Origin of the sequence: Streptomyces griseoviridis, from assembly GCF_005222485.1 — a bacterium.
GTDB lineage: Bacteria > Actinomycetota > Actinomycetes > Streptomycetales > Streptomycetaceae > Streptomyces > Streptomyces hintoniae.
Window position 1 is genome coordinate 6,001,674 of the sequence record NZ_CP029078.1, and the last position, 25,671, is coordinate 6,027,344.

Annotated in this window: 24 protein-coding genes; 10 read left to right on the forward strand and 14 right to left on the reverse strand. The window is 72.4% G+C overall.

Annotated features, from left to right (window positions below):
- Positions 1–43 precede the first annotated feature (43 nt).
- Positions 44–715, reverse strand: coding sequence for an endonuclease NucS (gene nucS, locus DDJ31_RS26095; protein ID WP_206280653.1), 672 nt, complete (start codon positions 713–715; stop codon positions 44–46).
- Between the two features lie 244 nt (positions 716–959).
- Between nucS and DDJ31_RS26100 the strand changes: the two genes are divergently transcribed.
- Positions 960–1,352, forward strand: coding sequence for an SCO5389 family protein (locus DDJ31_RS26100; protein ID WP_127177946.1), 393 nt, complete (start codon positions 960–962; stop codon positions 1,350–1,352).
- A gap of 73 nt (positions 1,353–1,425) precedes the next feature.
- On the opposite strand, the gene DDJ31_RS26105 is transcribed toward DDJ31_RS26100, so the two are convergent.
- Positions 1,426–2,454 carry an LLM class flavin-dependent oxidoreductase gene (locus tag DDJ31_RS26105; RefSeq protein WP_127177945.1) on the reverse strand — a complete coding sequence of 343 codons (1,029 nt, stop codon included), beginning with the start codon at positions 2,452–2,454 and terminating at the stop codon, positions 1,426–1,428.
- 224 nt (positions 2,455–2,678) lie between these two features.
- On the opposite strand from DDJ31_RS26105, the gene DDJ31_RS26110 reads away from it, so the two are divergent.
- Positions 2,679–3,020, forward strand: a complete 342-nt coding sequence (locus DDJ31_RS26110; protein ID WP_127177944.1) for an ATP/GTP-binding protein — start codon at positions 2,679–2,681, stop codon at positions 3,018–3,020.
- A 10-nt stretch (positions 3,021–3,030) separates the two neighbouring features.
- Here DDJ31_RS26110 and DDJ31_RS26115 read toward each other — a convergent pair whose 3' ends face one another.
- The 7 genes from DDJ31_RS26115 to mce all read right to left on the reverse strand — a co-directional run bounded on the left by DDJ31_RS26115 (position 3,031) and on the right by mce (position 12,960).
- Entirely contained in the window at positions 3,031–3,903 is an 873-nt protein-coding gene (locus DDJ31_RS26115) for an ABC transporter permease (RefSeq protein WP_127177943.1), read from the reverse strand.
- Entirely contained in the window at positions 3,900–5,168 is a 1,269-nt protein-coding gene (locus DDJ31_RS26120) for an ABC transporter ATP-binding protein (RefSeq protein WP_127177942.1), read from the reverse strand. The genes DDJ31_RS26115 and DDJ31_RS26120 overlap by 4 nt, the downstream gene beginning before the upstream one ends.
- Before the next feature lie 245 nt (positions 5,169–5,413).
- A complete protein-coding gene (locus DDJ31_RS26125; protein ID WP_127177941.1) occupies positions 5,414–6,184 on the reverse strand; it encodes an ABC transporter permease in 771 nt (256 codons plus the stop codon).
- Position 6,185: 1 nt separating this feature from the next.
- Positions 6,186–7,223 carry an ABC transporter ATP-binding protein gene (locus tag DDJ31_RS26130; protein WP_171480906.1) on the reverse strand — a complete coding sequence of 346 codons (1,038 nt, stop codon included), beginning with the start codon at positions 7,221–7,223 and terminating at the stop codon, positions 6,186–6,188.
- A gap of 112 nt (positions 7,224–7,335) precedes the next feature.
- On the reverse strand, positions 7,336–8,271 hold the full coding sequence (locus DDJ31_RS26135) for a cellulose-binding protein (RefSeq protein ID WP_127177940.1): 936 nt from the start codon (positions 8,269–8,271) through the stop codon (positions 7,336–7,338).
- A gap of 185 nt (positions 8,272–8,456) precedes the next feature.
- Complete coding sequence (scy, locus tag DDJ31_RS26140) at positions 8,457–12,308, reverse strand: polarized growth protein Scy (RefSeq protein WP_127177939.1); 3,852 nt, start codon at positions 12,306–12,308, stop codon at positions 8,457–8,459.
- A gap of 211 nt (positions 12,309–12,519) precedes the next feature.
- Entirely contained in the window at positions 12,520–12,960 is a 441-nt protein-coding gene (gene mce, locus DDJ31_RS26145) for a methylmalonyl-CoA epimerase (RefSeq protein ID WP_127177938.1), read from the reverse strand.
- A 151-nt stretch (positions 12,961–13,111) separates the two neighbouring features.
- On the opposite strand from mce, the gene DDJ31_RS26150 reads away from it, so the two are divergent.
- From DDJ31_RS26150 to DDJ31_RS26160, 3 genes are all read left to right on the forward strand, one after another.
- On the forward strand, positions 13,112–14,314 hold the full coding sequence (locus DDJ31_RS26150; RefSeq protein ID WP_127177937.1) for an acetyl-CoA C-acetyltransferase: 1,203 nt from the start codon (positions 13,112–13,114) through the stop codon (positions 14,312–14,314).
- Between the two features lie 111 nt (positions 14,315–14,425).
- A complete protein-coding gene (gene meaB, locus DDJ31_RS26155) occupies positions 14,426–15,382 on the forward strand; it encodes a methylmalonyl Co-A mutase-associated GTPase MeaB (RefSeq protein WP_127177936.1) in 957 nt (318 codons plus the stop codon).
- Positions 15,383–15,855: 473 nt separating this feature from the next.
- The gene (locus tag DDJ31_RS26160; RefSeq protein WP_127177935.1) at positions 15,856–17,166 is read left to right on the forward strand and encodes an MFS transporter; all 1,311 of its coding nucleotides are present in this window, start codon (positions 15,856–15,858) and stop codon (positions 17,164–17,166) included.
- A gap of 84 nt (positions 17,167–17,250) precedes the next feature.
- On the opposite strand, the gene DDJ31_RS26165 is transcribed toward DDJ31_RS26160, so the two are convergent.
- Entirely contained in the window at positions 17,251–17,952 is a 702-nt protein-coding gene (locus DDJ31_RS26165; RefSeq protein WP_127177934.1) for a PepSY domain-containing protein, read from the reverse strand.
- Between the two features lie 117 nt (positions 17,953–18,069).
- On the opposite strand from DDJ31_RS26165, the gene DDJ31_RS26170 reads away from it, so the two are divergent.
- Both DDJ31_RS26170 and DDJ31_RS26175 read left to right on the forward strand, forming a co-directional pair.
- A complete protein-coding gene (locus DDJ31_RS26170; RefSeq protein ID WP_127177933.1) occupies positions 18,070–18,738 on the forward strand; it encodes a response regulator transcription factor in 669 nt (222 codons plus the stop codon).
- The gene (locus tag DDJ31_RS26175) at positions 18,735–20,249 is read left to right on the forward strand and encodes a sensor histidine kinase (protein WP_127177932.1); all 1,515 of its coding nucleotides are present in this window, start codon (positions 18,735–18,737) and stop codon (positions 20,247–20,249) included. Before DDJ31_RS26170 ends, DDJ31_RS26175 begins: the two co-directional genes overlap by 4 nt.
- Before the next feature lie 15 nt (positions 20,250–20,264).
- On the opposite strand, the gene DDJ31_RS26180 is transcribed toward DDJ31_RS26175, so the two are convergent.
- The 4 genes from DDJ31_RS26180 to DDJ31_RS26195 form a co-directional block, all read right to left on the reverse strand.
- Entirely contained in the window at positions 20,265–20,741 is a 477-nt protein-coding gene (locus DDJ31_RS26180; protein WP_127177931.1) for a MarR family winged helix-turn-helix transcriptional regulator, read from the reverse strand.
- Between the two features lie 92 nt (positions 20,742–20,833).
- Positions 20,834–21,634, reverse strand: coding sequence for an AIM24 family protein (locus DDJ31_RS26185; protein WP_127177930.1), 801 nt, complete (start codon positions 21,632–21,634; stop codon positions 20,834–20,836).
- On the reverse strand, positions 21,631–22,281 hold the full coding sequence (locus DDJ31_RS26190) for an AIM24 family protein (RefSeq protein ID WP_127177929.1): 651 nt from the start codon (positions 22,279–22,281) through the stop codon (positions 21,631–21,633). Before DDJ31_RS26190 ends, DDJ31_RS26185 begins: the two co-directional genes overlap by 4 nt.
- A 1-nt stretch (position 22,282) precedes the next feature.
- The gene (locus tag DDJ31_RS26195; RefSeq protein ID WP_127182594.1) at positions 22,283–22,918 is read right to left on the reverse strand and encodes an AIM24 family protein; all 636 of its coding nucleotides are present in this window, start codon (positions 22,916–22,918) and stop codon (positions 22,283–22,285) included.
- Positions 22,919–23,062: 144 nt separating this feature from the next.
- Between DDJ31_RS26195 and DDJ31_RS26200 the strand changes: the two genes are divergently transcribed.
- From DDJ31_RS26200 to DDJ31_RS26210, 3 genes are all read left to right on the forward strand, one after another.
- A complete protein-coding gene (locus DDJ31_RS26200; RefSeq protein WP_127177928.1) occupies positions 23,063–23,407 on the forward strand; it encodes a DUF3817 domain-containing protein in 345 nt (114 codons plus the stop codon).
- Positions 23,404–23,700, forward strand: coding sequence for an MTH1187 family thiamine-binding protein (locus DDJ31_RS26205; RefSeq protein WP_127177927.1), 297 nt, complete (start codon positions 23,404–23,406; stop codon positions 23,698–23,700). Before DDJ31_RS26200 ends, DDJ31_RS26205 begins: the two co-directional genes overlap by 4 nt.
- A gap of 124 nt (positions 23,701–23,824) precedes the next feature.
- Positions 23,825–25,669: a glycosyltransferase family 2 protein gene (locus DDJ31_RS26210; protein ID WP_127177926.1), complete on the forward strand. Its 1,845-nt coding sequence runs from the start codon at positions 23,825–23,827 to the stop codon at positions 25,667–25,669.
- The last annotated feature ends 2 nt before the right edge of the window (positions 25,670–25,671 follow it).

Consider the following 25,671-nt stretch of genomic DNA (forward strand, 5'->3'; position numbering starts at 1 on the left):
GGACCCGTCCACGGGTCCGGCCCTTGCGCGTACGCAACTCGCCCTAGAACAGGCGCAGTTTGTCGTCCTCGATGCCGCGCAGGGCGTTGTAGTCGAGGATCTGGCAGCCGATGCCGCGGTCGGTGGCGAGCACCCGGGCCTGCGGCTTGATTTCCTGGGCGGCGAACACCCCGCGGACCGGCGCGAGATGCGGGTCGCGGTTCAACAGCTCCAGATAGCGCGTCAGTTGCTCCACACCGTCGATCTCGCCGCGCCGCTTGATCTCCACCGCGACGGTCCGCCCCTCGGCGTCCCTGCACAGGATGTCGACCGGACCGATCGCCGTCATGTACTCACGCCGGATGAGCGTGTAGCCGTCGCCGAGCGTCTCGATGCGGTCGGCGAGCAGTTCCTGGAGGTGCGCTTCCACGCCGTCCTTGATCAGTCCGGGGTCGACGCCGAGTTCGTGCGAGGAATCGTGGAGGACTTCCTCCATCGTGATGATCAGTTTCTCGCCCCCCTTGTTGACGACGGTCCAGACACCGGCGTCGTCCCCCGCGCCCTCCTTCAAGGTGCACGGCGGGGACATCCAGTTCAGGGGCTTGTAGGCGCGGTCGTCCGCGTGGATCGAGACGCTGCCGTCGGCCTTGACCAGGATCAGGCGGGGCGCCGAGGGGAGGTGGGCGGTGAGCCGGCCGGCGTAGTCGACGGAGCACCGGGCGATGACGAGACGCATGGTCGGCAACGCTACTCGACGCGTGCGGGTGCACGCGATTCGCCCTGGAATTCGGCTGTTCGTTTATGGCCGATTGTGCCCCTAACGGGAGCGCCCTATGTACGCATTCTCCTGGTGCCGCTCCCGGCCGTTGCATACCGTAGTAAACGGGAGGTCGCGAGTCGTGTACTCAGCGTGCTCGGTCTCGCGCGCTCCCTCATCTGTCCGGCAACCCCCGCTCCGCGGGGGTGCGAGAGGAGTACCCATGTCGCTCGACGTCTCACCGGCCCTACTCGAACAGGCCGAGCGAGGCGAGGTCGACGAAGCCGCCTTCGTCGACTGCGTCCGGACCTCCCTTCCCTACGCGTGGGAGATGATCAGCTCTCTGGTGGCCCAACTGAAGGTGAACGGCGGGGAGTTCGCCGACAACCAGACGCCCCCGCCGGACGAGCAGGCGCGCGGCCAGCTGCTGCGCGCGCTCGCCAGCGACGCGATACGCGGCGCCCTCCAGCGCCACTTCGGGGTACGGCTGGCCTTCCAGAACTGCCACCGGGTGGCGGTGTTCCCGCTGGACTCCTCGGCCGACGAGAGGCTGACCCGCTTCACGTCGATCCGGGGCCAGTTGCTCAACCAGTCCCCGGAGCTCCGGGACTGCTGAGCCGAGGGCCTTCGCTTGCCGCTCCGTGCGCGGGAGGTGCGATCAGCATCGGAGCGGCAGGCACCCGCCCGGCTCACCGCAGGCGGGGGAGGACCTCGGTGCCCAGCCTGCGGACGTTCTCCTCGGTGGCCGCGAGGTCGCCAGACCCCTCGACGAGCAGCGCGAACCGGGAGACCCCGGTGCGTTCGCTGGTCGCCGCGAGCCGGTCGGCGCAGAGCCGGGGCGTGCCCACCGGGTGCAGCCCGCAGAGGAGTTCGGTGTACTCCAGCGGGTCGCGCATCCGCCGGGCCCGGCCGTCGACCGTGACATGCGCGCCGAGCCCTTGCCGCAGCCAGCCGGGCATCGCCTTGGTGAGCGTCTCCACCGCGTCGGTGCGCCGGTCCGCGATCTGGCAGACTCCGGCCGACACATGGGCCGCGTCCCGCACCTCGTCACGGCTGCGCCCCGCCGCCCGCGCGTGCCGGTCCCACAGGCCGACCATCTCGGCCTTCTCCTCGTCCCCGACGTGCATCCCGAGCAGCATCGGCAGCCCGCGCTCGGCGGCCAGCCGCACGCTCGCGGGCGAGGTGCACGCCACCACCACCTCGGGCCCGGGGGAGTCGGTGAGGGACTCGCCGGGCCGCGGGACGACGGTGACCTCGCGGAAGCCGTGGCGCGGGCCGCGGCCGGCCACCGACGGCTCGCGCAGCCAGCGTGTCAGCAGGTCGAGGGATTCGGGGAACCCCTCCTCGTAGGCGGCGAGCCCGGCGCCGAACACCTCCAGGTCGACCCAGGGGCCGCCGCGCCCCACGCCCAGCGAGAACCGGCCGCCCGAGACGAGGTGGAGCAGGGCCGCCTGTTCGCCGACGGCCACCGGGTGGGCGGTCGACAGGACCGTCACCGCCGTGCCGACCCGGATGCGCTCGGTGCGGCCGAGCAGCAGCGCGGCCAGGGTGATGGCCGACGGGCAGATGCCGTACGGGACGAAGTGGTGCTCGGCCAGCCAGACCGAGTCGAGGCCCACCTCCTCCGCGGTCTGGGCCGAGCGGACCGCGCGGTGCAGGACCTCCCCCTGGCCCTGTCCGGGGAACTGGGCCGCCAACACGAAAGTTCCAACGTGCATTGATCTGTTCCTGCTTCCTTGGCTCCGACTGGGAGCTCCCCCACACCGCATAACCGCATGACACGTGCCGAGGTCACGGCCTGGCGAGGAGATTTGCGGATTGTCTGCAGAATGCGGGTTCGTGAGGGGGGACTTGCGGGGATTGCCCTTCTACGGCTACCCGTGTCCCCGCCCTTTAGGCTGGGAGGCGACCCGTGCCCCCTGTCAGCCCCGTGAGGTGTTCCGTGTCCCCGCGTCGCAACCGCCCCAAGGGATCCGACCTGTCGGGTCCGTCCGGCCGCAGTGCCGAGGACGACCGGCCCGGCCGCTACGGCGGCTGGCAGTCGACCGAGAGCTGGCAGGGCGACGAGTGGAGCGTGCGCCATGTCGCGGGGGCGAGCGCCCAGGGCAAGACCTACCGCTGCCCGGGATGCGACCAGATGATCGCCTCCGGGGTGCCGCACGTGGTGGCGTGGCCCGAGCACTCGGGCGTCGACGAACGGCGCCACTGGCACAAGGCGTGCTGGAACGCGAAGGACCGCCGCACCACCCGGGTGCAGCGGTCCCGCAACGCGCCGAGATTCTGAACCCGGGCGGCTACACGTCCCGCCGCTGGAGCAGGGCGGCGGCGCCGGCGAACGCGACGGCCGTGACGCCGATCGCGATCCACAGCGGGTCCCAGCCGCTCGGCCCGGTGTCGCTGAGCGACGTGGAGTAGAAGACGCCGAGCTGGTTGGGGATCGAGTACTCGAACAGGCCGTCCCGCAGCCACTCGAGGGCCCGCGAGAACATGAACAGCGCGATCACCAGCGGGGCGAGGACCAGCGCGATCATCAGCGTGATGGCGCCCGCCGAGTGCCGGATGACCGAGCCGACCAGCAGTGAGATCAGACCGAGCAGCGCCACGTACAGCGAGACGCCGACCGTCGCCTTCAGCCACTCCGCGCCCGTCGGCTGCCGGGCACCGCCCAGCATCGCCACGTCCGCGAGCCCGACCAGCAGCACCGACACGAAGGTGACGGTGAACGCGACCGCGAAGAACACGATCGACTTGGCCGCGAGCACCCGGGCGCGCGAGGGGCACGCCGTCATGGTGGTGCGGATCATGCCGGTGCCGTACTCCGACGCCGTCGTCAGCACGCCGAGCGTGATGACGCACATGATGCCGAGCAGCACCCCGAAGAACCCGAACGACAGCGGGCTCTCGTCGCCGTAGTCCGGCTCGGCCGCGCTGTTGGAGACCAGCGCGGCCACCGCGACGCCGATGCCGACCACCAGCACCACGAACACGCCCAGCGTCCAGAGCGTCGAGCGCACCGACCGGATCTTCGTCCACTCCGAGGCGATGGCGTGCCCGAGGTGGGTGCGCACGACGGGGATCGGCGAGGTGTAACCGGCGGAGGACGGCCCGCCCCCGGCCTGCCACGGGGGCGCGGTGGGCTGCGGCGTCGGGTGCTGTGGCGTGCTCATCGGACGTCCTCGGGCTTCGTCAGGTCGGCGGGAGCGGGGGGAGTGCCCGGCGCCGCGGGGGCCTCGGGCGCGGCCTGCTGGGGCTGCTGAGGCGGCTGAGCGGGCGTCTGCGGGGCTGCGGAGGCGGGCTGGGCGTAGGGGTTCGGTGGGGTGGCGCCCGGCGCGCCAGGGGCCGCGTACGGGTTCGCGGCCGGCGGTCGGCCGCCGTGGGGGGCCGGCATCGCGAACGCCTGGCCGCTCTGCTGCGGTGGCGGCGGGGCGTACCAGCCGGGCTGACCCTGTCCGGGCACCGGCACCGGCGGCTGCGCGCCGGGCGGCAGCGGCTGCATCAGGCCGGCCTTCTCGTCGGTGGAGGACCGGTAGTCCACCACCCCCTGCGTCATCCGCATGTAGGCCTCCTCGAGCGAGGCCTGGTGCGGCGACAGCTCCCACAGGCGTACGCCGGTGTCGTGCGCGAGGTCGCTGATCCGCGGCAGCGGCAGCCCCGTCACCCGCAGCCCGCCGTCCTGCTCGGGCAGCACATGGCCGCCCGCCTCGGTCAGCGCGGCCGACAGCTTCTCGCGCAGCTGCGGCTCGGTGTCCGGGGTGCGCACCCGCGCGAACCCGGCCGAGTTCGCCGCGATGAAGTCCCGCACGCTCATGTCGGAGAGCAGCTGTCCGCGCCCGATCACGATGAGGTGGTCGGCGGTCAGCGCCATCTCGCTCATCAGGTGCGAGGAGACGAAGACCGTGCGGCCCTCGGCCGCCAGCGCCTTCATCAGGTTGCGGACCCAGAGGATGCCCTCGGGGTCGAGGCCGTTGACCGGCTCGTCGAAGAGCAGCACCTGCGGGTCGCCGAGCAGGGCGGCGGCGATGCCGAGCCGCTGTCCCATGCCGAGCGAGAACCCGTTGGAGCGCCGGCCCGCCACGTCCTGGAGGCCGACCACGCCGAGCACCTCGTCGACCCGGCGGGCCGGGATGCCCGACAGCTGCGCCAGGCTGAGCAGGTGGTTGCGGGCCGATCGGCCGCCGTGCACGGCCTTGGCGTCGAGCAGCGCGCCGACCTGGCGCGGGGCGTTGGGCAGCCGGCGGTAGGGGTAGCCACCGATGGTGACCTGCCCGGAGGTGGGGTTGTCGAGCCCGAGGATCATCCTCATCGTCGTGGACTTCCCGGAGCCGTTGGGCCCGAGGAAGCCGGTGACGGCACCGGGCCGCACCTGGAAGGAGAGGTTGTACACAGCGGTCTTGTCGCCGTAGCGCTTGGTCAGGCCGACTGCCTCGATCATGCTCCGCACCCATCGAAAGGTTCAGGACAGCGGGGCACACGCCCCCGTAAGGGTTAGGAGGATATCCAGGTGCTGACGGTTCCGGCCAAGGGAAAGTAAAAGGTTGCGCCTCTGCAACGTTCCCGGCTTTCCGTACCTTTCGGCCCCCGCTTCCCCTCGCCGCCCCGGGTCCCAGCGGCCCCGGGTCCTCGGGTCCTCGGGTCCCAGCGGCCCCGTGCCCCCTGTCCCCGCGCCCTCCGCCCGCCTCAGGCGTCCCGTCGTTTGAGCAGGACGTAGCCGCCGAGGAGGGCCGCGAGCACCCACAGCACCATGATCCCCAGGCCGCCCCAGGGGCCGTAGGGACTGGTGTCGCCGGGGCGCGGCACCACCTGCATGATCTTGCTGCCCGCCTGGTCGGGCAGGAACCGGCCGATCTTCTTGGTCGCGGAGACGTTGCCGAGGATGCTGGAGATCAGGAAGAAGAACGGCATCAGGATGCCCAGCGACAGCATCGGCGAGCGCAGCATGGTGGCGACGCCCATCGAGAACACCGCGATCAGCGTCATGTAGAGGCCGCCGCCGATCACCGCCCGCAGCACCCCCGGATCGCCGATGGACGCCCGGTGCGGGCCCAGCACCGCCTGGCCGAGGAAGAACGCGGCGAAGCTGGTGGCCATCCCGACGACCAGCGCCAGCACCGTCGCCACCGCGAGCTTGCTGAACAGGAACGTGCCGCGCTGCGGCACCGCGGCGAGCGAGGTGCGGATCATGCCGGAGCTGTACTCGTTGGAGACCACGAGCACCCCGAACACGATCATCGCGAGCTGGCCGAGGCTCATCCCGGCGAAGCTGATGAACGTCGGGTCGAAGGACAGCCGGTCCTGCGGGCTCATGCTGTCGAAATCGTGGCGGGACAGCGCCGAGATCAGCATGCCGAGCGCGATGGTGACGACCACCGCGAGGGACAGTGTCCACACCGTCGAAGCCACCGACCGGATCTTGGTCCACTCCGACCTGACCACCTGGGCCGCCGTCATCTCAGCTCCTCTCCCAGCCGGCGCCCCACCGGTCGCCGCCCGGCGGCGCGCCGGGACCGCCGGGACCGCCGGGGCCGCCAGGCCCCCCCGGGCCCTCGGCGTCCCCGGCGCCTCCGGGGGCCCCGGTGGGCCCGTCGCTGTGCGCGTGGTACTCCACCGACTCCGCCGTGAGCCCCATGAACGCCTCCTCGAGGGACGCCTGCTGCGGGCTCAGCTCGTGCAGCGTCAGCTGGTGCCGCGCGGCCAGTTCACCGATCCGCGCCGCCTGCGCGCCGTCCACCTCCAGCGCCCCGCCGTCCGCCTCGACGACGGTGACGCTCTCCGCGCGCAGCACGTCGAGGAGCCGTTCCCGCTGCGGGCTGCGGACCCGGACGTAACCGCGCGAGTTGTGGGCGATGAAATCGGCCATCGACGTGTCGGCGAGCAGCCTGCCCTGTCCGATGACCACCAGATGGTCGGCGGTCAGCGCCATCTCGCTCATCAGATGCGACGAGACGAAGACCGTCCGGCCCTGCGCGGCCAGCGATTTCATCAGGTTGCGGATCCAGTGGATGCCCTCGGGGTCGAGCCCGTTGACCGGCTCGTCGAACATCAGGATGCGCGGGTCGCCCAGCAGCGCGCCCGCGATGCCCAGCCGCTGCCCCATGCCGAGCGAGAACCCCTTGGCCTTCTTCCGCGCGACCGCCGTCAGACCCACCGTGTCCAGCACCTCGTCCACCCGGCGGCGCGGGATGCCGTTGCTCTGCGCCAGGCAGAGCAGATGGTTGAACGCGGTCCGCCCCCCGTGCATCGCCTTCGCGTCCAGCAGCGCCCCGATGTAGGTGAGCGGGTCCTTGAGCCGGTCGTAGTGGTGGCCGTCGATCCTGACGTCGCCCGACGTCGGCCGGTCGAGACCCAGCATCATGCGCATCGTCGTCGACTTCCCCGCGCCGTTCGGCCCGAGGAACCCGGTGACGATGCCGGGCCGCACCGTGAAGGTGAGGCCGTCGACCGCCGTCTTCTCGCCGTACCGCTTCGTCAGCCCCTCCAGCTCGATCATGCGGCCACGCTAGAGCCGGGTTTCGGCGGCTGCCACTCGAAAAGGAGCCACCCCGCACGACGAAGGCCCGCACCCCCCGAAGGGTGTGCGGGCCTTGCGAGTGCCCGAGGTGTTACCGGGTCTGCTGGGCCGGAACCCCGCGGGTGATCGGCTCGTCCTCGACCGGCGAACCGGCCGCGGCCACGGCGGCACCGGTGAGGGTGGCGAGCATCTCGCGCACGTTCGTCAGCTGCGCGTTGATCGAGTCGCGGCGGTTGGTGAGCGCCGCCAGCTCGCGCTCCGATTCCGAACGGATCCGGTCGGCCTTGGCGTTCGCGTCGGCCACGATGTCCTCGGCCTGGCGCTGCGCCGTCTCCACCGTCTGACGGGCGCGACGCTCCGCGTCCGTGCGCAGCTTCTCGGCCTCCAGGCGGAGCTGCTCCGCGCGGTGCTCGATCTCCGCGAGACGCTTCTCGGCCTTCTGCTGACGCGAGGCCAGGTCGCGCTCGGACTGCTCGCGGCGCTTGGCGAGGTTCGTCTCGAAGTCCGCGGCGGCCTGGGCGGCCTTGGCGCGGGTCTCCTCGAAGAGGGCGTCGGCCTCCTCACGCTTCGACTGGGCGTCCTTCTGCGCCTCGGAACGCAGCTGAGAGGCGTCGCTCTTGGCCTTCTCGACGATCCGGACGCCCTCGTCCTCGGACTTGGCCTTGCGTTCGGCCGCGAACGACTCCGCGTCGTTGCGGACCTGCTGGGCCGCCGACTCGGCCAGCTCGCGGTGCTGCTCGGCCGCGCGCCGCGCCTCCTCGCGCAGATCCTTGGCCTCTTCCTCGGCGAGGCGCAGGATCTTCTCGACCCGCGCACCGAGGCCGGCGTACGACGGCTCGGCGTCGCTTACCTGGGCCTGGGCGTTCTGCGTCTCGAGGTGGAGTTCCTCGATGCGCTTTTCCAGAGCGGTGATGCGGGCGAGAGCGCTGTCACGGTCGGAGACGAGCTTGGAGATACGTTCGTCCACCTGAGCGCGGTCGTACCCACGCCGCACAAGCTCGAAGCCGTAGGGGGAAGTGTCGCTCATGGGGTTCCTGTCGAATGAGACCGGTGAGGTGATAGAGGGAATCCTAGGGGCCGAAGCGGTGTGTCATCGAGCGGATACGTGTTTGATCTGGAGAATGACACCCCTTTTGAGTGGCTGTCCGATGGAGGCGTTGCCAAGAAGTCAGGCCAAAGCCGTCAGAAGACACCCGAACCGGGCAGTGTCCGTTAGCCGTCTGACGACTTGCCACCCGAACGAGGGGCACCGACCGTCGCGCCCGCCTTGACTCCGCCGTCCTTCGGACTCGACGGAGTCTCAAAAGACTCCAACGCCTCCAGCACATCCTGGACACGGGAGATCTCGGCGTTGATGTCCTCGCGCCGACGCACCAGCACCTCAAGCTCCCGCTTCCCCTCCTCGACCGTGCGCTTGGCCTCGCGGATCGCCTCCGCCTTCAGCTCCTCGGCCTCACGGACGAGCGTCGCCTTCTTCTGCTCGGCCTCCTTCAGAAGCCCCTCGGCCTTCTTGACGGCGGCGATCCGCACCTTGCCCGCCTCCGAATTGGCCTCGGACACCAGCTCCTTGGCCTTCGCCTGCGCCTTGCCGAGCTGCTCCTCGGCCGCCTTGATGAGCGCGTCGCACCGGTCGCCCGTCGACCTCATCGTCTCCGCAGACTCCCGGCGGGCCCGCTCGTGCAGCGCCTCGATCTCGCCGGTGATGCGCTCCCGCAGCTCCTCCGCGCGCTCCCGGGTCGCCGTCGCGTCCCTGCGGGCGCCGACCAGCAACTCGTCCGCGTCCGCACGGGCCTTCTCCACCAGGGAGTTGCCCTCGACGGTCGCCTCCGACAGCAGCCGGTCGGCCTCCGTGCGCGCCCCGCCCACCATGCGGTCGGCCCGGGTCTCCGCCTCCGCGGTCGTCCGGTGCGCCTGCTGCTGCGCCTCGGTGAGCAGCTTGTCGGCCTCCGCCGTGGTCTCCGTGATGAGCGTGTCGACCTGCTCCGCCACGTCCGAACGCCGTTTGTTGGCGTCCTTGCGGGCCTCGTCCAGGGTGCGCTCGGACTCCTCGCGCGCCGCCGCCGTGACCCGCTCGGCCTCCGCCAGCGCCTCCGCCTTCACCCGCTGCGCCTCGACCCGCACCCGCTCGGCGTGCTGCTGCGCCGCCCCGACGGCGTCCGCCGCCTCGGCCCGCAGCCGCTCCGCGTCCCCGGTCGCCTCCGCGATCAGCTGCTCCGCCTTGGCGACCGCCTCCGAGCGCATCCGGTCGGTGTCCGCGATCGTCTCGTTGGTGAGCCGCTCGGCCTCACCGCGCGACTCCGTGATCAGGGTGTCCGCCTGCGTCGCCGCGTCCGAACGGATCCGGTTGGCGTCGTCGCGGGCGTCCGCGCGGGTCCTGGACGCCGCCTGCTCGGCCTCCGCGATGGCGTCCGACGCCTGGGTCCTGGCCCGCTGGGCGTGCTCGGACGCGTCCGAACGCAGCCGCTCGGCCTCCGAGATCGCCTCCGAAACGGTGTGCTCCGCAAGGGACTTGGCGGCCTGCGACTCCTCCGCGGCCTCCCGCCGCACCCGGTTGGCGTCCTCGGTGGCCCGCTCCCGCTCCGCGTACGCGTCACCGCGGACCCGGTCGGCCTCCTCCTGCGCCTCCCTGCGGGTACGGTCCGCCGCGTGCTCGGCGGCCGAACGCAGCCCGTTGATCTCCTCCTGGGCCTGCTCGTGCAGCCCCGCCACCGACTCCCGCACCTGCTGCGCGTGCTGCTCGGCGGCCGACACCATCTCGTTGGCGCGCCGGTCGGCCTCCTCGACCAGCCGGACCGCCTCGGCCTGCGCCTCCTCGACGCGGGTGCGCGCCGACGCGAGGAGCTCCTCGCTCTGCTCGCGGGCCCGCTGCCGCTCCTGGTCCGCCTCCGACCGGGCCGCGCCGAGCAGCTCCTCGGCCTCGCGGCGCCGCCGCGCGGCCTCCTCCTGGGCGGCGGCCAGCGTCTCCGACGCCTCGGCGCCCAGCCGCTCGGCCGCGGCCAGCGCCTCCGACCGCACCCGGTCGGCGGTGTCCTGCGCCTCGGACTTCAGCCGCTCCGCCTCGGCCGCGGCCTCCGACCGCAGCCGGACGGCGACGGCCTCGCCCTCGGCCCGGGACGCGGCCGCGTCCGACGCGGCCTCGGTACGCAGCCGGTCGGCCTCCGTCTCCGCCTGCTCGCGCAGCGTACGGATCCGCTCGGCGGCCTCGGCGCGCAGCCGCTCGGTCTCCTCGCCCGCCTCCCGGCGGATCCGGGACGCCTCGTCGCGGGCCTCGGACAGCGCCTGCTCGGCCGCCGCGAGCCGCTCCTCGGCCTCCGACTGGAGCCGGGTCAGCTCGGCCGCGGCCTCCTCGCGCCTGGCCTCGACGCCCCGCTCGGTCTCCTCGCGCAGCTCCCGCGCGGCCTGCTCGGCGTCCGCCTTGATGCCGTCGGCCCGCTCGACCGCCTCGTCGCGGTGGCGCTCGGCCTCCTTGCGGGTGCGCTCCAGGGTCTCCTCGGCCTGCCGGCGCAGCGCGGTGGCGCGCTCGATGGCCTCGGTGCGGACCTTCTCGCTGTCGCCCGACGCCTTCTGGCGCAGCTCGTCGGCGTCCACCTTCGCCTTGGCGAGCAGCTCCTCGGCGGTCTTGGCGGCCTCCTCGATCTGCTGGACGGCCTCCTTGCGGGCCTCCGCGCGGATCCGCTCGCCCTCCGCGACCGAGTCCGACCGCAGCTGCTCGGCCTCGCCGCGCAGCCTGCGGGCCTCCTCCTGCAACTCGACCGTCTTGGCGCGGTACTCCTTGGTGTCGTCCTTCGCCGCGCCCTTGAGCTGGGCGGCGAGGTCGTGCGCCTCCTCGCGCAGCCGGTCCGCCTCCGCCTCGGCCTCGGCGCGCAGCCGCTCGGCCTCCTCGGCGGCGGCCTTGGTGGTGTTCCTGGCCTCCTCGGACGCCTTGTTGAGGACGTCCTCGGCGGTCTTGGCCGTCTTGGCGAGCTGGGAGGCGCTCTCCTCGGCGGTGAGGGTGCGGGCCTTCTCGGAGGCCTCGGCGAGGAGCTTCTCGGCCTCCGAGCGGGCCTCGGCGACCAGCTGCTCGGCTTCCGCCTTGGTGCTCTCGGCCTCCTTGGTGGCCTCGCTGACCAGCCGGGCGACCTGCTCCTTCGCGGTCCTGGTGCGCTGCTCGTTGGCCGACTCGGCGCCGGCGAGCGCCTTGGCGGCGGCGTCCTTGGCCTCGGCGACCAGCTTGTCGGCCTCGGACTGCGCCTTGCGCAGCGCGTCCTCGGCGTCCGCCATCCGCTGCTCGGCGGCCCGGCTCAGCTCACCGGCCTGACGGCGGGCGCTGTCCGACTCGTTCGCCGTGGAGCTGCGCAGCGCCTCGGCGTGCTCGGTGGCCTCCTGGGCCTGCACCGAGGCGGCGGTCAGCAGCCGCTCGGCGTCCGTGCGGGCGCGGCGCAGCAGCTGCTCCGCCTCCGAGCGGGCCTGCTCGGCGTCCGCCTGGAGGCGCTGGCGGGCCTCGGCGGTGACGCGCTCGGCCTCCGCGCGGGCCGCGGCCATGGCCTGCTCGGCCTCGGCGCGTGACTCGTCGAGGAGCCTGCGGGCCTGCGACTCGGTGCGGGCGCGCAGCTGCTCGGCCCACGCCACGTTCTCATTGACGTGCGACTCGACGGTCTGCCGGCGCTCGGCCAGCTCCTGGTCGAGCTGCTGGCGCCTGGTCACCGCCTCCTGGTGCAGCTCGGCCTGGAGCCTGGCCGCCTGTTCGGCGTGCTCCTGGAGGATGCGCTGCGTCTGCGCGCGGGCCTGGCTCAGCTCCCGCTCGGCGTCCTGGCGCAGCTGATCGGCCTGCACCTGGGCGTTGCGCAGCATCTGCTCGGCCTGGTAGCCGAGGTCCCCGCCGCTGTCGTAGGCGGGCCGGGACATGATGGTGCGCCGCGCCTCGTGCAGCTTGGCGCGCAGCACCTCGACCTGGTAGCCGAGGTCCTCGGCGTGCTGGATCGCCTTTTCCCGCTCGGTCTTCAGCCGCTCCATCTCGGCCTCGAACCGAGAGAGGTGGTCGACGTCAGCCGCCGGCTCTCGCTCCTGGCGTTCGTAGCCCCGCACTGCGCGGTCCCATCCGTCCCCTGGTCGCAGGTCTTTCCAAACGAGCACCGTCCATCCGCCGGACGGTGCCCCCGGGGAATGGTGTCAGATCAGCGGGGGAGCAGAGGCTGCTGCCCCGACGCTCGCCCCCCGAAACCTGGACCCCGGCATACGGTCGCCCTGGTTGCGAGCGACGACCGCCCCCAACCCTACCGGCCCATATGTACGAGGGTCAGTGCTCAGGTGACTCAACTGCCGCCGAAGTAACCAGTTCTGTCAGTACTCCGTGGCAATCCTTGGGGTGCAGAAAGGTGATCCGTGACCCCATGGAGCCGCGTCGGGGCGCTTCGTACAGGACGCGTACGCCCTTTTCCCGGATGTCCGCGGCATCTCCGTCCACATCCTCCGTGCCGAAGGCGATGTGGTGGACGCCCTCACCGTTCTTCTCCAGCCACTTCGCCACCGTCGAATCTGGGCGGACGGGCTGGAGGAGCTGGATGTAGGAGGCGCCTCCGTCGGAGGTGCCGTTGATGCGGAGCATGGCCTCGCGGACCCCCTGCTCCTCGTTCACCTCGGTGTGGAACACCTCGAAGCCGTACGTGGCACGGTAGAACTCGACGGTCGTGTCGAGGTCGAGACAGGCGATACCGATGTGGTCGATGCGCGTCAGCATGCTGCCAGTGGAGCGTCCGGCGGGCGGTTACGCAACGTGCGCGCGATCACACTGACGTCACGATGACGAGGTGGGCGGCCGGTCAGTACATTCGAAGTAAACCCTCGTTCACTCCGCGGCCGGGTCCGGCCGGAAAAGGAGTTCGCACGCCATGTCCGGATCGAACAGCACGACCTCCGTGATCGTCGCGGGCGCCCGTACCCCGATGGGGCGCCTGCTCGGCTCCCTGAAGTCCTTCTCCGGAGCCGATCTCGGCGGTTTCGCGATCAAGGCCGCCCTCGACCGCGCGGGGATCGGCGGCGACCAGGTGCAGTACGTGATCATGGGCCAGGTGCTCCAGGCGGGCGCCGGCCAGATCCCGGCCAGGCAGGCCGCCGTCAAGGCCGGCATCCCGATGACGGTGCCCGCGCTCACCGTCAACAAGGTCTGCCTCTCCGGCCTCGACGCCATCGCGCTCGCCGACCAGCTGATCAGGGCCGGTGAGTTCGACATCGTGGTGGCCGGCGGCCAGGAGTCCATGACGGGCGCCCCCCACCTGCTGCCGAAGTCCCGCGAGGGCTTCAAGTACGGTGCCGTCGAGATGCTCGACGCCATGGCCCACGACGGCCTCACCGACGCCTTCGAGAACATCGCCATGGGCGAGTCCACCGAGAAGCACAACACCCGCCTCGGCATCCAGCGGCCCGAGCAGGACGCGTTCGCCGCGCTGTCCCACCAGCGGGCCGCCGCCGCGCAGAAGAACGGACTCTTCGAGGCCGAGATCACCCCGGTCGAGATCCCGCAGCGCAAGGGCGACCCGGTCCTCTTCAGCCAGGACGAGGGCATCCGCGCCGACACCACCACCGACTCCCTCGGCAAGCTGCGGCCCGCGTTCACCCGGGACGGCACGATCACCGCGGGCTCCGCCTCGCAGATCTCCGACGGCGCGGCCGCCGTGGTCGTGATGAGCAAGGCGAAGGCGCAGGAGCTGGGCCTCGACTGGATCGCCGAGATCGGCGCCCACGGCAATGTGGCAGGACCGGACAACTCGCTCCAGTCGCAGCCCTCGAACGCCATCAGGCACGCCCTGACGAAGGAGGGCCTCGACGTCGCCGACCTCGACCTCATCGAGATCAACGAGGCGTTCGCGGCCGTCGCCGTCCAGTCGATGAAGGACCTGGGCGTCTCCACGGAACGGGTGAACGTCAACGGCGGCGCCATCGCCCTCGGCCACCCGATCGGCATGTCGGGCGCCCGTCTGGTGCTGCACCTGGCCCTTGAGCTGAAGCGGCGCGGCGGCGGGGTCGGCGCGGCGGCCCTGTGCGGCGGGGGCGGCCAGGGCGACGCGCTGATCGTCCGGGTCCCGAAGTCCTGACCGACAGCACGGCGGCACGCCCGGAACAACCGGCCTGCCCGGCACAACCCGCACAACCGGCACAACGGCACAACCGGCACAACGGCACGACGAAGCGGAAACGGAGCTGTGATGCAGGACGTCTCCTCCCTGGCGGCCCAGGCCAGGGAAGGCAAGCCGCGGGCCGTGGCCCGGCTGATCTCCCTGGTGGAGGGGGCGTCCCCGCAGCTCAGAGAGGTCATGGCGACACTCGCCCCGCTCACCGGCGGCGCCTACGTCGTCGGCCTCACCGGGGCGCCCGGCGTCGGCAAGTCCACCTCGACGTCCGCGCTGGTCACCGCCTACCGCAAACAGGGCAGACGGGTCGGCGTGCTCGCCGTCGACCCGTCGTCGCCGTTCTCGGGCGGCGCCCTGCTCGGCGACCGGGTCCGGATGTCGGAGCACGCCTCCGACCCCGGCGTCTACATCCGCTCGATGGCCACCCGGGGCCACCTCGGCGGCCTCGCCTGGGCGGCCCCGCAGGCGATCAGGGTGCTCGACGCGGCGGGCTGCGACGTGATCCTCGTCGAGACGGTCGGCGTCGGCCAGTCAGAGGTGGAGATCGCCTCCCAGGCAGACACCTGCGTGGTGCTGCTCGCGCCCGGCATGGGCGACGGCATCCAGGCCGCCAAGGCGGGCATCCTGGAGATCGGCGACGTGTACGTCGTCAACAAGGCCGACCGGGACGGCGCCGACGCCACCGCCCGCGAACTGAACCACATGCTGGGCCTCGGCGAGTCCCGCGGCCCCGGCGACTGGCGCCCCCCGATCGTCCGCACCGTCGCCGCCCGCTCCGAGGGCATCGACGAGGTCGTCGAGGCGCTGGAGAAGCACCGCGCGTGGATGGAGGAGCACGGCGCCCTGCACCGCCGCCGCCTCGCCCGCGCCTCCCGCGAGGTGGAGGCCATCGCGGTCACGACCCTGCGCGAACGCATCGCCGACCTGCACGGGGACCGCCGCCTCAGCGCCCTCGCGGAGAGCATCGTGGCCGGCCGCCTCGACCCGTACCGAGCGGCGGACGAACTGGTGGCGGGCCTGACGGAGAGCTGACGCTCAGGGGACGGGCGCGGGGACGCCACGGACCGGCCGGACCGGCCGGGTCCGATCGCTCCGGGCCGCCTGGGCACCGGACTCTGCGGACCGGGCGGGGCCGATCTCCGCGCGGCCCGGACGCCGGACTCTGCGGACCGGGCGGGGCCGATCTCCGCGCGGCCTGGGCACCGGACTCTGCGGACCGGGCGGGGCCGATCTCCGCGCGGCCTGGACGCCGGACTCTGCGGACCGGGCGGGGCCGATCTCCGCGCCGCCCGGACACCGGACCCTGCGGACCGGCCGGGGCCGATCTCCGCGCCGCCGACGCGTCCCTCCGGGAAAAGGGTGGAGACTCCCCAGCGGGCGCTGCTACGTTGACCGCGTGTTCCTTCTCCTGGCATAGGGCCCGCCCATGCCCGCGACCGCCGCTTCGAGCCGCCGTCGCGGGACCTCGGTGTCCCCTCGTCGCCTCTCGTTGAGGAACCTCTCGCGTGTCCGCATCCTCCTCGCGGCCGTCCTATGCGGCCGTTCTCCGTGTTGCCCATGCCCGCCGTACCTTCGGCGCCGCCCTCGTCGGGCGGCTCTGCTACGGCGTGGTCTCCGTCTCCGTGATCCTCGCCGCGACCCGGGCCACCGGCTCGTACGGCGTCGCCGGCACCGTCATGGCGCTGTTCGGCGTGAGCGCCGTGCTCCTGATGCCCTACCGCGCCTCCCTCGTCGACCGGTACGGCCCGCGCCGCGCCCTGACCCCCATGGCGCTGCTCTACGCCGGCCTGCTCACCGCCCTCGCGGCGGCCACCTGGCGTCCCGGCGTCCCCGCCCCCGCCATCGGCGCGCTCGCGGCCCTCACCGGTGCCTGCTCGCCCCCGCTGGGTCCCACGATGCGCTCCATGTGGTCCGAACTCGCCCCCGAACCGGCGCTGTTGCGCCGTGCCTACAGCCTGGACGGGGTCGCGGAGGAACTCGTCCACGTCACCGGCCCGTTGGTCGTCGGCGTGCTCGTCGCGTTCGCCCCGCCGGCCGCCGGTGTGCTGCTGAGCGCCGTCCTGATGGCGGCGGGCACGCTCGCCTTCGTCAGCTCGCCCGCGGTCGGCGCGCTGCGCCCGCGGCCGCTCAAGTCCCGTCGTCCGCGCGGCCGTCGGGGCGGCCCCGGCCGCACGCTGCGGCAGCCGGTGCTGGTCGCGGCGGGCGTCGGCCTCTCGCTCAGCGTCGTCGACCTCCTCGTCGTCGCGGTGGCCGCCCGGGGGCACCACGGGGACGACACCGTCGCCTGGGTGCTCGCCGCCCTGTCGGCGGGCAGCGCGGCCGGCGGCCTGCTGAACGGCGCCGTCGACTGGCGTGCGCCCGCCCGCGTCCGGCTCCCGTTCTGCGCGGCGGGCCTCGGCCTGACGCTGGCCGCCGCGGGGCTCGCCCCCGGTGTCGGCACCCTCACCGTCGCGGTCGCCTGCGCGGGCGTCTTCGTGGCGCCGGCGCTGACGACGGCCTATCTGATCGCCGACGAGTCGGCACCGCCCCGCTTCCGCACCCGGGCCGGTGCCTGGGTCAACGCCGGTGTGAACGCCGGGAGTTCGCTCGGCGTTGCGGTCGCTGGCTGGCTCCTGGAGCAACTGCCGACCGGCGTCTGCTTCGCCCTCGCGGGCGCCACGGCGCTGGCGACGGCCCTCATCCCGGCGGGATGGCGGCACCCGGCCGACGGAACGCCCCCACCGGACGCTGAGCCGGTCACCGCGCCGGTCACCGCGCCCGTCACCGCGCCCGTCGACCCCACGGCAGCCTCACCGACCACCCCGCCCGCCGTCTGACCGCTCGCCCCACCCGCCGCCCGCCCGGCGGAGCGCGCTCCGCCGGGCAGGTGATCGGTCGGGTGTGAGGGGGAGGGAAGGTCCTCAGTCGTCGTCGGAGTGGTGGCCGTGGTCGTCGCCGTCCGCGTGGTGGCCGCTGTCGTCGCCGTCTTGGCCCTCGACGCCGGCGTCATCGGACGCGCGGGCCGTCACCTTGCCCGTGTCCAGGTCGACACGGTGGTCGCGCTCCGCTCCCGCCGCCGTGCGGGTCTCCACCTCCCAGCCCCGGTCGGCGCCGTCGTCGTCCAGCTCCACCGACGTCACCGTGGCCCCCTGGGACGACGCCGCGCGGGCCGCCCCGGCCGCCGACACCGACGTCCCGGCCAGCGCGCGCCGCACCTCGGCGGTGTCGTCCTCGTCCTCGGCGTGGACGCCCACCACCGCGCCGGTGCGGGCGTCCACGTCGACGCTGCGCCAGGTGCCGTCGGCGGCCAGGACATCGACGTCCCAGACGGTCGCACCGCGGCGATCGTCGTCGTCGTCCAGTTCGGCGGAGACGGCCGTGCCCGGTGTGCGGGCCAGCGCCGCCCCGATCGCGTCGGCGGCCGACACCCGCGCCGACACCACCCGCACGGTGTCGTCGTCGGTGCCGTCGCCGTGCGACGGGTCCCGGCGGTCGTCCGCCGCCGTGGCGGGCGTCTGCCGTGCCGACCCGCCGTCGCCCCCCGACACCGCGAGTGCCGTGGCCGTGCCGCCCCCGATCAGGGCGACGGTCGTCACGGCCGCGATCACGATGTTGCGCTTCATGGCGTTTTCCTCCCGAGTGGTGTCGTTCTCGACGAGACCCACCGTCGCCGACCGCGGCTGAGGGGAACCTGAAACCTCCTGAAGGGAGCTTCAGGTTCCCTTTGCGACCCTGTACCCATGCGCCTGTTGATCGTGGAAGACGAGAAGCGCCTCGCGCTGTCGCTCGCCAAGGGGCTGACCGCCGAGGGGTACGCCGTGGACGTCGTCCACGACGGCCGGGAGGGCCTGCACCGGGCCTGTGAGGGGGCGTACGACCTCGTGATCCTCGACATCATGCTGCCCGGCCTCAACGGCTACCGCGTCTGCGCCGCCCTGCGCGCCGCCGGGCACGAGGTGCCGATCCTGATGCTCACCGCCAAGGACGGCGAGTACGACGAGGCCGAGGGCCTGGACACCGGCGCCGACGACTACCTCACCAAACCGTTCTCGTACGTCGTGCTGGTCGCCCGGGTGAAGGCGCTGCTGCGCCGCCGCGCGCAGGGCCCGGGCGCCTCCCCGGTCCGGGTCCTCGGCGATCTGCGGGTCGACACCGCGGCCCGCCGGGTCTTCCTGCGGGACGACGAGGTGACCCTCACGGCGAAGGAGTTCGCCGTCCTCGAACACCTCGTGGGGCGGGCCGGCGAGGTCGTCTCCAAGGCCGACATCCTGGAGCACGTCTGGGACTTCGCGTACGACGGCGACCCCAACATCGTCGAGGTGTACGTCAGCACCCTGCGCCGCAAGCTGCGCGCCGAACTCATCAGGACCGTGCGCGGCGCCGGGTACCGCCTGGAGACCGGGCGGTGAGCCGGGTCCTCGGGTCGGTCAGGGCGAAGGCCACCCTCGGCGCCACCCTGGTCGTCGCGGTGGCCCTGCTCGCGGCCGGGGCCGCCGTGCTGCTGTCGCTGCGCGGCAACCTGCTCGACCAGGCGGACACCCAGGCCGAGCGCTCCGCCAGGAACGTGGCCGCCGACCTCGCCGCGGGCACCGCCTACGACCGGCTCGACCTCGACGACGACGGGCCGCCGGTCCAGGTCGTCGACGAGGACGGCCGCCTGGTCGCCGCGAGCGAGGGCCTCGACGCCGTCTCAGGGACGGGCAGCGCGGCCGTCCGCCCCCGGCCCCCGTCGCCGTCGGCCACGCCGGACGGCGGCGGCAGCGACGAGCGCGGCAGCCGCGACGACAGCGACGACAGCGACGACGACGGCGACGACAGTGGCGACGACCGTTCGGGCAGGGCAGGTTCGGGCGGTGACGACGACTCCTACGCCACCCTCGAACCCGGCGAGATCGCCGACGAGGCCGGTCGCTCCGACGGCTCCGCGACCGTCGACGGCGAGCGGGCCGACTACCGCTTCGCCGCCGTCCAGGTGGAGGTGCCGGGCAAGGGGCGGCTCACCGTGTGGGCGGGCGCCGCGCTCGCCACCGAGCAGGGCGCCGTACGGACCGCGCTGACCGTCATGCTGGTCGGGTTCCCGCTGCTGCTCTGCGTCGTCGGGGTCGTCACCTGGCTGGTCACCCGGCGGGCGCTGCGGCCGGTCGAGGGGATCAGGCGGGAGCTGGCCGCGATCACCGCCTCCGCGGACCTCGCCCGCCGGGTGCCGGTGCCCGACGCGCACGACGAGGTCGCCCGGCTGGCCCGCACCACCAACGAGACGCTGACCGCGCTGGAGACCTCGGTGGAGCGCCAGCGCCGGTTCGTCGCCGACGCCTCCCACGAACTGCGCAGCCCGATCGCCTCGCTGCGCACCCAGTTGGAGGTCGGCGAGGCGCACCCCGAGCTGCTGGACGTGCCGGGCGCCGTCGAGGACACCGTGCGGCTCCAGCGGCTCGCCGCCGACCTGCTGCTGCTGGCCAGGCTCGACGCGGGGGAGCGGCCCGCCGACACCCCGGTCGACCTCGGGGAGCTGGCCCTCGACCAGTCCGCGGGGCGGGCCGGGGTGACGGTGTCCGCGGCCGACGCCGTCACGGTGTCCGGATCGCGCGGGCAACTGGCGCGGGTGCTGGCCAACCTGCTGGACAACGCGGCCAGGCACGCCCGCGCGGAGATCACCGTCACGGTGCGCCGGGAGGGTGACGTCGCGGTCCTCGCGGTCGCCGACGACGGCGACGGGGTGCCCGAGGACGAACGGGAGCGGATCTTCGAGCGGTTCGTGCGGCGGGACGACGCGCGCAGCCGGGACGACGGCGGGGCCGGACTCGGGCTCGCCATCGCGCGGGATGTCGCCGCCCGCCACGGCGGCACCCTCACCGTCCGTCAGGCACCGGCGGGCGGCGCCCTGTTCGAACTGCGGCTGCCGCCGCGCGACCGGGCCTAGGACGGGCCCCCGAGGCTACGGGCGGCCGCGGTGGCCGCGCAGGTGCTGGGCGATCGGCTTCAGCGCCTTCTCCAGTTCCGCGAGGGCGTCGGGGGAGAGCAGGTCGATGAAGTGCCTGCGCACGGACGCCACATGGTGGGGCGAGACCTTCCGCATGGTCTCCAGGCCGTGCGCGGTGAGGACGGCGAAGAGGCCGCGCCGGTCGGACTCGCAGTTCTCGCGCCTGACCAGGTCGGCGTTCTCCATCCGGGTGATCTGGTGCGAGAGTCTGCTCTTGGACTGGAGGGTGGCGGCGGCGAGGTCGCTCATCCGCATCCGCATGTCGTCCGACTCGGAGAGGTTCACGAGGATCTCGTAGTCGTTCATCGTCAGGCCGAACGGCTGGAGGTCCTTCTCCAGCTGATACGTCAACAGCCTGTTGACCTCTAGGTGGGTGCGCCAGGCGCACTGCTCCGCGTCGGTCAGCCAGTGCGTGGCCGTCTCAGTCTCCATGAGTGAAGTCTACCTAAGATGTTGAATGATGAACTAGCCTGAGCGGTGTGACGGCGTGCACGCGTTCGACGTCACACTCCGCAGACTACCGCTCACAGACCGAAGCGGCGCTGGAGGTCACCGAGCTGTCCGGGAAGGCGCTGTGCCCCCGCGCCCGGCGCGCCACCGGTCTGCGGCCCCTGCCCGCCCGGCACCCCGGCCTGCTGCGGAGGCGCCCCGATCGGCTGCTCCGCCATGAGCGACTCGCTCGACTGGAGCAGCACCGTGCCGGCCCCGACGAACTCGAACTGGTGCTCCTCGCCGGAGGCCCCGCCGATGCCCGTCATCGCACGTAGGCCGCCCAGCACGCCGGTCAGATAGCCGTGGTCGTAGTGGTGGCAGGGGGAGGGGCAGTCGGCCCAGCCGACCAGCGCCTGCGGGTCGACCCGGATCGGGGGTTCCATGAACACCACGGGGCCGTTCGAGGCGGCGACGAACTTGCCCGTTCCGATCAGGGTCAGAAAGCCCGGCACGATCGACTGCTTGAGCGCCAGACTTGGCTGGAAAGCGAGCAGATTGCCGGAGCGAACGGTCAGATTGCCGTCGTCGAGGTCGAACGAGTTCACGTCGAAGGCCCGGTCGGCGAGGAGCATCTTGCCCGAGCCCTCCGCCACCACCCAGTCGCTCGCGTGCAGCGGCGAATGGAACGACGTCCGCACCAGGTGGTCGAGACGGCCGTGCCCGATGCCGTTGAAGTCGATCGACCCGTAGTAGGCGATCATCTTCCCCTTCTGGAGGAACCACTGGCTCCCCTTCAGCTCCACGCAGAAGGTGTAGTCGTTCACGTTGTCGTCGACCGGCAGCGTCGCCGGGTCGAGGACCACAGGACCGCCGGTGCCCGGGTACCCGCTCACAGCTTCTCCTCCGACGCCTGGACGTACACCGCACCGCTCCCGCTCAGCTCCAGTTGGAACGCCTCGCCCGACCCCCGCCCCACCATCTCCCGCCAGCCGAGCGCCGCCGACAGCCGGTTGCGCACGTCGCCGTGGTGGGCCACGTACGCCTGCGGGTCGACGTGCACCGGGCGCTGCGGGGTGATCGGGACCTCGAAGACACCGCCGTGCGCCATCACGGCCACCGCGCCCCGCCCCCGCAGGGTGGTCGTGAACAGGCCCTGCCCGGTCACCTGGCCCCGCACCATGCCCATCACCCCGCCCTGCGAGCCCATGAACATCGTGCCCTGTTCGAGGGTGCCCTCGAAGGCGAGCAGCCGGTCCGCCTCCACGTAGAGGGTGTCGCCGGTCAGCTCGATGACCTGGACATGGTGGCCGCCGTGCCCGAACAGCACGGTGCCGCGGCCCTCGACGGTCATCAGCGGGGTCGCCTCACCGGCCACCCGGCGCCCGACCATCGACAGGAAGCCGCCCTGGCCGCCCTGGAGGTTCGGGGTGAACGACACCTCGCCCCGGTAGGCGAGCATCGCGCCGCGCTGGCTGTACAGCCGCTGTCCCGGCTGGAGGGCGGCCTCGACCATCTTGGAGTTGATCTCACGGAAGCCCATCTCACACATCCCCCGCGATCGTCTCGCGCTCGCTCGGCTGGACGTACACCAGGCCCTCGCCCTCGAACCGGATCTGGAAGGCCTCGCCGCCGCCCTCGCCGAGGAAGGTGCGGAAGGTCACACCGGACTGGAAGGACTGCCGCAGCCCGCCGCCCTGGTGGGCGATGTAGGCGCCGGGGTCGACGGTCAGCGGGTACTGCGGGCTGACCCGCAGCACCACGGCGGGGCCGTCGGAGAGGATCGCCGCCTGCCCGTGCCCCTCCACCGTCGTCGTGAAGAGGCCGTTGCCCTGGGAGGCGCCGCGCAGCCCGGTGAACGTGGTGCCGGTCCTGAGCCCGGCGTCGGTCACCAGCAGGTTGCTCGACTCCACGTAGAGCTTGTCGCCCTGGAGTCCGACGAGGTTGATCTCCGCGGCACGGTCGGCGAACCAGCAGGTGCCGTGCCCCTTCACCTCCATCACCGTCATCTGCTCGCCGGTGATCCGCCGGGTCACCATCCCCCGGATCCCCTCACCACCGCCGCTCAGCTTCTTGAACGTCATCTGCCCGTCGTACGCGACCATCGAGCCGTTCTTCGCCTTCACGGCGTCCCCGGTCATGTCGACGGCGAGCACCTTGCTGCCCTGGAGTCGGAACATCGCCACCCAGCGAAGGTAACCCCCGCCGCCGCCCCGTCCCCCACGTTTGTCACAATGGGACGACGTTTGTGCCCGCGTTCACAAACGCGTCGGCGCGGCTTCCGCACCCGCCGGCGTCATCCCACCGACCACCGAAGGTGACCCGTGGACCTCAAGACCGCCTCCGCCCTCCGCCGTCTCCGCCTCGTCTCCGCGCCCGAGGCGGTCTCCTTCCTGCTGCTGCTGGTCTGCTCGGTGCTGAAGCGGACCACCGACTTCAACGCGGTCCCGGTCATGGGCGCGGTCCACGGCATCCTCTTCGTCCTCTACGTGATCTTCTGGGCGGACGCCTGGAACCGCGCCAAGTGGAGCCTGGGCACCGCCGCGCTCTACTTCGTCCTCTCGGTCCTGCCGACCGGCGGCTTCTTCGCCGAGCGCCGGCTCAAGCGCGCCGCCGAGGACGAGGTCATCGCCTCCCGCGCCCGCAGGGAAGGGGTGGTCGGCGCATGATCGTCGCCTTCTCCGTGACGCCGCTCGGCGTCGGCGAGGACGTGGGGGAGTACGTCGCCGACGCGGTCAGGGTGGTCCGCGCGTCCGGGCTGCCGCACCGCACCGACGCCATGTTCACCTCGATCGAGGGCGAGTGGGACGAGGTCATGGACGTCGTCAGGCGCGCGGTGGCCGCCGTCGAGGCGCGCGCTCCCCGGGTCTCGCTGGTCCTCAAGGCGGACATCCGCCCAGGGGTGACCGACGGCCTCACCTCCAAGGTGGCCACGGTGGAACGCCACCTCGCCGACGGTTAGGCCCGCTTACCTCAACTCCCTCTCCTCTACGGGCACTTCACGGCGCCCCGCGCTCCGGTCGCGGCGGCGCGTGCGGTGCCCGTAGCCGATTCGGATGACGCCCACCTGGCCGCTCCAAGTCGACATGTCCCCATATCTCCACTTTGGTGAGGTTATCGGGATCACTGTTCGATCACTGGAGGGCCCCGTGCGGCAGCCTGACGAGGGCTACGACTACGACACCCACAGCCGACTGGCCGGACCGCTCACCGAGCCGCCGGCCGGCCCCTACCGGGTGCGGTACACCTCTCTCCTCTCCCGCGAGCCCCACCGAATACGCGCCGTCCTGCTGATGAGCCTGGCCCCGGTGCTCACCGGGATCCTGCTCGTCTACCTGGTCTGGCCCACCCACTGGGTGGAGCGCGAGGGCGGCGAGGAGTGGCTGATCGGCCTCGACACCACGATGCTCATAGCCATCGGCCTGATCGAGCTGTTCATGGTGGTCAACGTGGCCTCCGTCGCCCACGCCACCCTGGTCGCCCACGACCCCGTCCCGGTCGTCCCCGAACCCGGCACCCGCGTCGCCTTCCTGACGACGTACGTCCCCGGCAAGGAACCCCTCGCGATGGTCCGCGCGACCCTGGAGGGCGCGGTGCGGATCACCCACCCCGGCCTCCTCGACGTCTGGCTCCTCGACGAGGGCGACGACGAGCAGGCCAAGGCGCTCTGCGCCGAACTGGGCGTACGCCACTTCACCCGCCACGGCGTCCCGGAGTGGAACCGCCCCAAGGGCGTCCACAAGGCCCGCACCAAGCACGGCAACTACAACGCGTGGATCGCCATGCACGGCGACGCGTACGACTTCTTCGCCTCCGTCGACACCGACCACGTCCCCGGCCCGAACTTCCTCGAACGGATGATGGGCTACTTCCGGGACCCGGACGTCGCCTTCGTCGTCGGCCCGCAGGTGTACGGCAACTACGCCAACCCCGTCACCAAGGCCGCGGAGTCGCAGCAGTTCCTCTTCCACGCGCTGATCCAGCGGGCGGGCAACCGCTACCGCGCGCCGATGTTCGTCGGCACCAACAACGTCGTGCGGATCTCCGCCGTCAAGCAGATCGGCGGCCTGTACGACTCGATCACCGAGGACATGGCGACCGGCTTCGAGATCCACCGCCGCCGCAACCCCGCCACCGGCCGCCACTGGCGGTCCGTCTACACCCCCGACGTCCTCGCGGTGGGCGAGGGCCCGGCCTCCTGGACCGACTTCTTCACCCAGCAGATGCGCTGGTCGCGCGGCACCTACGAGACCCTGCTCAAGCAGTACTGGAAGGCACCGTTCACGATGCCGCCCGGCCGGCTGTTCTCGTACACGATGATGCTCGTCTACTACCCCATGACGGCCGTCAACTGGCTGCTCGGCATCCTCAGCTGCGTGCTCTTCATGTGGTTCGGGGCCTCCGGCACCCAGGTCTCCGCCTCCGTCTGGCTGATGCTCTACAGCGACGCGGCGGCCCTCCAGGTCGGCCTCTACCTGTGGAACCGCAGGCACAACGTCTCCCCGCACGAACCCGAGGGCTCCGGCGGTCTGGCCGGCATGGCGATGTCCGCGCTCTCCGCGCCCATCTACCTCAAGTCGCTCGGCGAAGCGCTGATCCGCCGCCCCAGCCGGTTCGTGGTGACCCCCAAGGGCGGCGACAGCAGCGCCGACCGGGTCCTCACCTTCCGCATCCACCTCTTCTGGGCGACCCTGCTCGCGGCCTCCCTCGCCGCCTCCGTCGTCCTCGACCACACCCACGCGGCCATGCGGACCTGGGCCGTCCTCGCCATGGCGATATCCCTGGCACCGGTCGGGGTGTGGTGCTCCACGCTGCTCCGGGAGCGCCGGCAGCGGCAGCCGCTGCCCCGCGCCACCCGGCCGAGGGAGAGCGCCGAACCCGTCCTGGCGGCCGGCGCCCCGGTCTCCAGCTCCTCGACAGGAGGTAACTAGGC

Excerpts from the sequence above, each read along its gene's own strand:
- DDJ31_RS26190 (WP_127177929.1), bottom strand. The coding sequence starts at position 22,281 with ATGGGCTTCCGTGAGATCAACTCCAAGATGGTCGAGGCCGCCCTCCAG.
- DDJ31_RS26195 (WP_127182594.1), bottom strand. The coding sequence starts at position 22,918 with ATGTTCCGACTCCAGGGCAGCAAGGTGCTCGCCGTCGACATGACCGGG.
- meaB (WP_127177936.1), top strand. The coding sequence starts at position 14,426 with ATGCAGGACGTCTCCTCCCTGGCGGCCCAGGCCAGGGAAGGCAAGCCG.
- mce (WP_127177938.1), bottom strand. The coding sequence starts at position 12,960 with ATGCTGACGCGCATCGACCACATCGGTATCGCCTGTCTCGACCTCGAC.
- DDJ31_RS26120 (WP_127177942.1), bottom strand. The coding sequence starts at position 5,168 with ATGATCGAGGCAGTCGGCCTGACCAAGCGCTACGGCGACAAGACCGCT.
- DDJ31_RS26180 (WP_127177931.1), bottom strand. The coding sequence starts at position 20,741 with ATGGAGACTGAGACGGCCACGCACTGGCTGACCGACGCGGAGCAGTGC.
- DDJ31_RS26205 (WP_127177927.1), top strand. The coding sequence starts at position 23,404 with ATGATCGTCGCCTTCTCCGTGACGCCGCTCGGCGTCGGCGAGGACGTG.
- DDJ31_RS26210 (WP_127177926.1), top strand. The coding sequence starts at position 23,825 with ATGTCCCCATATCTCCACTTTGGTGAGGTTATCGGGATCACTGTTCGA.
- nucS (WP_206280653.1), bottom strand. The coding sequence starts at position 715 with ATGCGTCTCGTCATCGCCCGGTGCTCCGTCGACTACGCCGGCCGGCTC.
- DDJ31_RS26115 (WP_127177943.1), bottom strand. The coding sequence starts at position 3,903 with ATGAGCACGCCACAGCACCCGACGCCGCAGCCCACCGCGCCCCCGTGG.
- DDJ31_RS26135 (WP_127177940.1), bottom strand. The coding sequence starts at position 8,271 with ATGAGCGACACTTCCCCCTACGGCTTCGAGCTTGTGCGGCGTGGGTAC.
- DDJ31_RS26150 (WP_127177937.1), top strand. The coding sequence starts at position 13,112 with ATGTCCGGATCGAACAGCACGACCTCCGTGATCGTCGCGGGCGCCCGT.
- DDJ31_RS26100 (WP_127177946.1), top strand. The coding sequence starts at position 960 with ATGTCGCTCGACGTCTCACCGGCCCTACTCGAACAGGCCGAGCGAGGC.
- DDJ31_RS26130 (WP_171480906.1), bottom strand. The coding sequence starts at position 7,223 with ATGATCGAGCTGGAGGGGCTGACGAAGCGGTACGGCGAGAAGACGGCG.
- DDJ31_RS26170 (WP_127177933.1), top strand. The coding sequence starts at position 18,070 with ATGCGCCTGTTGATCGTGGAAGACGAGAAGCGCCTCGCGCTGTCGCTC.
- DDJ31_RS26105 (WP_127177945.1), bottom strand. The coding sequence starts at position 2,454 with ATGCACGTTGGAACTTTCGTGTTGGCGGCCCAGTTCCCCGGACAGGGC.
- DDJ31_RS26125 (WP_127177941.1), bottom strand. The coding sequence starts at position 6,184 with ATGACGGCGGCCCAGGTGGTCAGGTCGGAGTGGACCAAGATCCGGTCG.
- DDJ31_RS26165 (WP_127177934.1), bottom strand. The coding sequence starts at position 17,952 with ATGAAGCGCAACATCGTGATCGCGGCCGTGACGACCGTCGCCCTGATC.